We start from the raw sequence: 302 nt of genomic DNA, 5'->3' as shown, positions 1-302 counted from the left end.
CTGCGGCTTCACCATCAGCACCAGGTCGCCCTCGGCGGCCGTCACGCCCACCAGCGCGGGCAGGACCAGCCCGAGCGGGATGAACGACAGGTCCGACACGACGAGGTCGACCGGTTCGCCGCCGATCTGCTCCAGCGTCAGCTCGCGCACGTTGGTGCGGTCCATGACCACGACCCGGTCGTCGCTCTGCAGCGACCAGGCCAGCTGCCCGTAGCCCACATCAACGGCCAGGACCCGCGCCACGCCCGCGCGCAGCAGCACGTCCGTGAACCCGCCCGTGGACGCGCCCGCGTCCAGGCAGC

1 protein-coding gene is annotated in these 302 nt (G+C 72.5%); it reads right to left on the bottom strand.

Annotation, left to right across the window (positions count from 1 at the left end; all coding sequences use genetic code 11):
* The coding region (locus DN069_RS23260; protein WP_279387924.1) for an SAM-dependent methyltransferase at window positions 1–302 on the bottom strand (302 nt) is incomplete at both ends.

It is taken from the genome of Streptacidiphilus pinicola, assembly GCF_003258295.1.
Lineage (GTDB): Bacteria > Actinomycetota > Actinomycetes > Streptomycetales > Streptomycetaceae > Streptacidiphilus > Streptacidiphilus pinicola.
The sequence above is the reverse complement of the archived record's forward strand: the minus strand, read 5'-3'. Positions and strand labels throughout refer to the sequence as shown.